Annotated in this window: 6 protein-coding genes; 5 read left to right on the top strand and 1 reads right to left on the bottom strand. The window is 74.2% G+C overall.

All coding sequences use genetic code 11. The annotated features are described in order from the left end of the window. Positions 1-172 precede the first annotated feature (172 nt). From VG276_05705 to VG276_05695, 3 genes are all read left to right on the top strand, one after another. Positions 173-1297, top strand: a complete 1125-nt coding sequence (locus VG276_05705) for a glycerate kinase (protein HEV8648898.1) — start codon at positions 173-175, stop codon at positions 1295-1297. A 131-nt stretch (positions 1298-1428) separates the two neighbouring features. Continuing rightward, positions 1429-1980, top strand: coding sequence for a YbaK/EbsC family protein (locus VG276_05700; protein HEV8648897.1), 552 nt, complete (start codon positions 1429-1431; stop codon positions 1978-1980). A 95-nt stretch (positions 1981-2075) separates the two neighbouring features. Beyond that, positions 2076-2426, top strand: coding sequence for an iron-sulfur cluster assembly accessory protein (locus VG276_05695; protein HEV8648896.1), 351 nt, complete (start codon positions 2076-2078; stop codon positions 2424-2426). A gap of 189 nt (positions 2427-2615) precedes the next feature. Here the strand turns inward: VG276_05695 and VG276_05690 are convergent, their stop codons facing one another. After that, positions 2616-2849, bottom strand: a complete 234-nt coding sequence (locus tag VG276_05690) for a sulfurtransferase TusA family protein (protein ID HEV8648895.1) — start codon at positions 2847-2849, stop codon at positions 2616-2618. A gap of 322 nt (positions 2850-3171) precedes the next feature. Here VG276_05690 and VG276_05685 point away from each other — a divergent pair, with 322 nt between their 5' ends. Together VG276_05685 and VG276_05680 are read left to right on the top strand one after the other, a co-directional pair. After that, on the top strand, positions 3172-3831 hold the full coding sequence (locus VG276_05685) for a hypothetical protein (GenBank protein HEV8648894.1): 660 nt from the start codon (positions 3172-3174) through the stop codon (positions 3829-3831). A gap of 356 nt (positions 3832-4187) precedes the next feature. Then, on the top strand, positions 4188-4385 hold the full coding sequence (locus tag VG276_05680; protein HEV8648893.1) for a hypothetical protein: 198 nt from the start codon (positions 4188-4190) through the stop codon (positions 4383-4385). The last annotated feature ends 21 nt before the right edge of the window (positions 4386-4406 follow it).

The following is a 4406-nucleotide window of genomic DNA, read 5'->3' as shown; positions in this document are numbered from 1 at the left end:
CCTGAGGTACCCGAGGCGCGGTGGGCGGCCCCGGTGGCTGCGCCTGCTCCCCTGGCCGCTCCCGACCGTGCCCGTGCCCGTGTCCGGCGTCCCATCGTGACCTCCCGCTCCCGGCATCCGCGCCCCGCGGGATGCCCGTGCCGTCCTGCGTCGCGTTGGTATGGTACGGCCCATGCGGATCGTGGTGGCGCCCGACAAGTTCGAGGGCAGCCTGAGCGCCGACGAGGCGGCCCGGGCGATCGAGGCCGGCCTGCTCCGGGCCCGGCCCGACGCCGAGGTTGTCCGCCTGCCGGTCGGAGACGGCGGCGCCGGCACGCTCGCCGCGGTGGTCGCGGCCGGGTTCGACCGCGTCCCGGTGCGGGCCACCGGCCCCACCGGGGAGCTGGTCGAGGCTGCCATCGCCGTCCAGGGCGGCAGCGCCTTCGTCGAGATGGCCGAGGCGTCCGGGCTCCGCCGCCTGCCCGGCGGTCGCAAGGCGCCCCGCGAGGCGACCACCTACGGCACCGGCGAGCTGATCCGGGCCGCCCTGGACCGGGGCGGCCGCGAGCTCGTGCTGGGCATCGGCGGCAGCGCCACCACCGACGGCGGGACCGGGATGGCCAGCGCGCTCGGCGCCCGCTTCCTCGACGGCCAGGGCGACGAACTGCCCCCGGGCGGCGCCGCGCTGCTGCGGCTGGCCCGCATCGACACGACCGGCCTCGACCCGCGCATCGCCGAGGTCGGCGTGACGGTCGCCTCCGACGTCGACAACCCGCTGGTCGGCCCGCAGGGGGCTGCCGCGGTCTACGGCCCCCAGAAAGGTGCCGGCCCCGACGACGTGCTCCTGCTCGACTCCGCCCTGCGCCGCTACGCGCGCGTGCTCGCCGACGACCTCGGGCTGGACCTGGCCGGCACGCCCGGCGCGGGCGCCGCCGGCGGTCTCGGAGCCGGCGCGATCGCCTTCCTCGGCGCCACCCTCAGGCCCGGGATCGAGCTGGTGCTCGACCTGGTCGGCTTCGCCGGCGCGGTGGCCGGCGCCGACCTCGTCGTCACCGGCGAGGGCAAGGTGGACGCCCAGAGCCTGCGCGGCAAGGCCCCGTTCGGGGTGGCCAGGGCGGCGGCTGGGCACGGCGTGCCGGTGGTCGCCGTCGGCGGCGTGGTGGAGGTGGCCGAGCGGGAGCTGCGGGCGGCCGGCTTCGAGGAGGCCCACGCGCTCACCAGCCTCGAGCCCGACGTCGAGCGGTGCATCGCGAACGCCGCCGAACTGCTCGAGCGCCTCGCCGAGCGGGTCGGGCGGGCATGGTCGTCGCTGCCTTGACATCCTCCCGGAAGGCGGCGCACTGGGACGCGAGCCGGTAGCTTGGCCACGGGTACGATGACGCGCCCCGCACCACCCGAACCAGCCACCAGAGAGAGGGTCGAGACCATGACCGAAGAAAGGTCGAGACCGTGACCAGAGAGAGGGTCGAGACCGTGACCGAAGGGAGGGTCGAGACCGTGACCAACGCCCTGCCAAGAGCAGCCACGGCCGTCGTCGAGGCCGGCCGGGGCCTCGGCCTGGCCATGGACGTGCGTGAGTTCCCCGAGGGCACCCGGACCGCCGCCGACGCGGCCAGCGCCATCGGCTGCTCGGTCGACCAGATCGTGAAGTCACTGGTGTTCGTGGCCGACAACACCCCCGTGGTGGTGCTCACCAGCGGCGCCAACCAGGTGGACGTCGTCAAGGTGGCCAAGGAGACCGGCACGGTGACGGTACGCAAGGCCGACGCCGGAGAGGTGCGGGCCGCGACCGGGTACGCGATCGGCGGCACCCCGCCGTTCGGGCACGCGCGCCAGCTCGACGTGCTGGTCGACCCCCATCTCGGGCGGTTCGACACGGTCTGGGCGGCGGCGGGCACCCCGCGCCACGTCTTCCCGGTCCCGGCCGGAGAGCTGGCCAGGGTGACCGGCGGCCGGTTGGCCGACGTCACCTTGGACCCGACCGGCCCGGACGCGGGCTGACCGCGCCTGGGGCCGTCCGCCCATCGGCGCTATCATGTTTGGCAGGTACGCCAACGGCACGATCTCCCGGCCCTGCCGGAGTGAAAGGAGCACGGATGTCCGAGGTCACCGAGTCGGCGACGTCGGTCGTGAACCTGACCCAGGATGCGGCCACCAAGGTCCGCGACCTGCTCGCCCGGGAGGGTCGCTACGACCTGGCGTTGCGGGTCGCGGTCGAGCCCGGTGGCTGCTCCGGCCTGCGCTACGCGCTGTTCTTCGACGACCGCTCGCTCGACGGCGACGTCCGCGGTGAGGTCAACGGCGTGCAGGTGGTCACCGACCGCATGAGCGCCCCCTACCTCTCCGGCGCGTCCATCGACTACCTGGACACGCTCGAGAAGTCGGGCTTCACCATCGACAACCCCAACGCCCAAGGCTCCTGCGCCTGCGGCGAAAGCTTCCACTAGGCCTGGGGCGTCTCAAGCGGTCGCAGGCGGCATAGCTTTCCTGAGTCCTCGTTCGATGTGGGGGGAGTTCGCTCCCCCCACGGCCCCCCAAGAGCGCCTGCGCCACGGCGGGCCGATCCCGCCGCTGCCCCATGGCCCCCGAGCGCCTGCGCAATGGCCCGCCTGAGGAGTTCGCTCTCCCTGGCCGTGCTACTTGCTGCGGCGGACGCGGAACGTCCAGCCGCCTTCGGGACGGTCCTCGCGGCCGAGGAACTCCTGGTCCTTCAGCCGGCACCACACGGGGACGTCGACGAGCGCGCCCGGGTCGTCGCTGAGCAGCACGACCTGGGCGCCGACCTCGACCCCGGCCACCGCCTTGGCCAGCAGGACCAGCGGCAGCGGGCAGGCCAGCCCCAGGCAGTCCACCACCTCCGGCGTGGTCATCGTCGGCCTCCCGCTCGATCGCCTGGGCATCCAGCTCGACCATCTCTCGCAAGTCGGCCACGGCGCCCTCTCGCAAGTCGGCCACGGCGCCCTCCCGCAAGTCGGCCACGGCGCCGGAGAGCACCCGCAGGAAGCGGTCGGCGTCGGCGTCGGTGGCCGAGCCCAGGAACGATACCCGCATCGCCAGCCAGGGTAGCGCGCCGGTGCGGCCGGGCCGGTGGCCCGGTCGCCCGGAAGCTCCCGCCGAAAACCCTTTTCGTTCCACCCACCAGAGGGCGCATGCTTGGCCCGGTCCAGCAGGAGCCGCGGAACGGGGGTTGCAGTGGACCCGAAGGACGAGGCATACCGTCGGATCCTGGCCTGGGACATGCCCGACCAGGGCGACGTCAGCGCCGCCCCGGCCATCACCCTGGCTGTCGGGCTGGCCGTGCCCACCGCGGTGGTCGCCTTCCTGGTCGGCTGGCTGGCCCTGAGCTGGACGGCGCACCGCCAGCTCATCGTCTGGGTCGCCGCCCTGGCCGGTCCCGCGGTGGCCTTGGCCGTGGTGGCCGTCCGGGCCGGCCGGGGGTCGCGGAAGCGGCTGCGCACCGCGGTGCTGGCGGTGCTCGGGGTCAGCGTGGTGCTCGCATGGGCGGTCAGCCTGCTGATCGGCTCGGCCCGGCCGACCGTCGTGGAGCTGCGCTCGGAGCTCGACCACCTCGGCGTGCCCTACGCGTCGGTGGCTGGGAGCGAGGTCGTCGAAGGCAACCGCTTCTGCCGGCGGTTCTGCGTGTCGGTGGCCCGTGACTTCCGGGTGCCCAGGAGCGGGCAGGAGAACCAGGTCCGGCTGTTCGTGGACGCGCTGATCGCTGGCGGCTGGGAGGTGCCCGAGGGGGTCGACCCGGCCGACACCACCGAGCTCCACCGGGGCCCGGTCAAGGCGAGCATCGGCGGCGGGGTGGCGGGCGGTGACGTGCAAGTCGAGCTGACCTCGGCGACCTGAAGCCTGAAGCCCACCCGGGCCGCCACGGCCCGGGACGTTGCATGTGAAAGCACCCTTTCGTTTCGCGCGGGCCCCACCCTCGCGGACGGCTCTGGCCTTTGGCGGTGTTGCGGACGTCGCGTGCTCACCCAGGTGAGCCCATGGTGGCACACCTGCCACCGGGCGCCGCCCGGCCGCGCCCGCCGCGTCCAGGAGCCGCGCTGAGCTGCGGGAACGCCGCCGGGAGACGCTTTGCTTCCGTGCGCGCCAAGTGGGACACTGAGCGGCGCGGCACAGCGGTCGGGCCGCCGGATGGCGCGCGCCCGCGGCCCGGTCTCGGATCCGTCGTGCCAGCGGGGACAAAGGAATGGGATCACATGGCTTCCAAGGGCCGCGCCGTGCAGGGCGTCCGGACCCAGCCCGCCGCCACCAGAGGTGGGCAGAAGACGTTCCCGGTGGGGCGTGCCTGCCCCAAGTGCGGGGAACCCCTGTCGCAGTACAACCCCGGCCCCAACTGCTACAAGCACACGGTCGGCTTCCCCTGGCGGGGTCCGACGGCCAGGCCGAAGTACTGACCTACGCCGGCGCGCGAGGCC

Source organism: Actinomycetes bacterium, from assembly GCA_036000965.1.
Taxonomy (GTDB): domain Bacteria; phylum Actinomycetota; class CALGFH01; order CALGFH01; family CALGFH01; genus DASYUT01.
The sequence above is the reverse complement of the archived record's forward strand: the minus strand, read 5'-3'. Positions and strand labels throughout refer to the sequence as shown.